Annotated in this window: 1 protein-coding gene and 1 pseudogene; one reads left to right on the top strand and one right to left on the bottom strand. The window is 51.8% G+C overall.

From position 1 onward, the window contains the following. Positions 1–60 precede the first annotated feature (60 nt). Positions 61–1,115 (top strand): IS3 family transposase gene (locus MOY_RS16515; RefSeq protein ID WP_443134870.1). Its coding sequence is split into 2 segments (ribosomal slippage): positions 61–283 and positions 283–1,115, totalling 1,056 coding nucleotides; the frame shifts between segments, so codons are not numbered across the junction. A gap of 56 nt (positions 1,116–1,171) precedes the next feature. Here MOY_RS16515 and MOY_RS17640 read toward each other — a convergent pair. Next, positions 1,172–1,291, bottom strand: a pseudogene (locus MOY_RS17640) (IS3 family transposase); the annotation flags it as partial. Positions 1,292–1,403: the final 112 nt, after the last annotated feature.

Consider the following 1,403-nt stretch of genomic DNA (forward strand, 5'->3'; position numbering starts at 1 on the left):
GTAACCTGAAAAAACAGGAGATTTCACAYGCGCAAATCACGTTTTACTGACAGCCAGATTATGGCGATTTTGAAGCAGGCTGAGTCTGGTGTGCCTGTCCCCGAACTATGTCGCGAGCACGGCATGAGCAGCGCCTCATTTTATAAATGGCGCTCCAAGTACGGTGGTATGGACACGTCCATGATGAAGCGCCTCAAGGAGTTGGAAGACGAGAACCAGCGCCTCAAGAAGATGTATGCCGAAGAGCGGTTGAAGGCAGAGCTGCGCCAGGAAGCCCTCGAGGGAAAGTGGTAAAGCCATCTCAACGCCGCGAGATGGCAAAGAATGTCGTTGAGGCCGGCTGCTGTAGTATTCGGCTGGCCTGTCAGGTTTTCGGGATCAGTGAAACCTGTTACCGCTATCAGGCGAAGCTTAGCCATGAGAACGCTGTTATCGCTGACTGGCTAGTGCGCCTGACCCACAATCAGCGTAACTGGGGCTTTGGGCTGTGTTACTTGTATCTGCGCAACGTGAAAGGCTTTCGCTGGAACCATAAGCGTGTCTACCGAATTTACCGGGCATTGGAGCTGAACTTACGCATCAAGCCGAAAAAGCGACTGGTGCGTGAAAAGCCAGCGCCATTGGTCGTACCCACTGCTTTAAACGACTGCTGGTCGATGGACTTCATGCATGATCAGTTGGCCGATGGCCGAACGTATCGGTTGTTCAACGTGATCGATGATTACAACCGGGAAGGCCTGATCATTGATGCTGACTTCTCACTGCCAGCAGAGCGCGTGATACGCTCCTTAAACCAGTTGATCGAATGGCGTGGCCGGCCTAAGGCCATTCGATGCGACAACGGCCCGGAATACATCAGTGGCAAACTAACCCGCTGGGCGAAGCAAAACGGCATTGAGCTGCTGTACATTCAACCTGGCAAACCACAGCAGAATGCCTACATTGAACGCTACAATCGAACAGTCCGTTATGATTGGTTGAGCCATTATCTGTTCGACTCAATCGCTGAAGTACAGGATTTTGCCACACGCTGGCTCTGGACGTACAACCACGAGCGACCGAACATGGCATTGGGTGGGATAACACCCAAACAGAAAGTGACTATGGCTGCCTAACCAACTCTACTTATCGCCCCGGTTATAAATGGGGGGATTACCGCCGCAGCCGTGCCCAGTTCACGAGCTGCTGCAGCGACGCCTATGCGATCAGCAAGCGCTAACGCTTCTTGCCGATAGGCATCTGAATAACGGGTATAGGATTTTTTCTTCATTGATGTCGTCGATCTTGCCATTGTTCACCTCATCGTAGCGTATTACATTCTTGAGGTGTCCACTGTTACTGGGCAAGATCAATGCYATCTCATCACAGCGCAATTTCCTGATGACGAACGGTATGGCCTCACA

Source organism: Halomonas sp. GFAJ-1 (genome assembly GCF_000236625.2).
Taxonomy (GTDB): domain Bacteria; phylum Pseudomonadota; class Gammaproteobacteria; order Pseudomonadales; family Halomonadaceae; genus Vreelandella.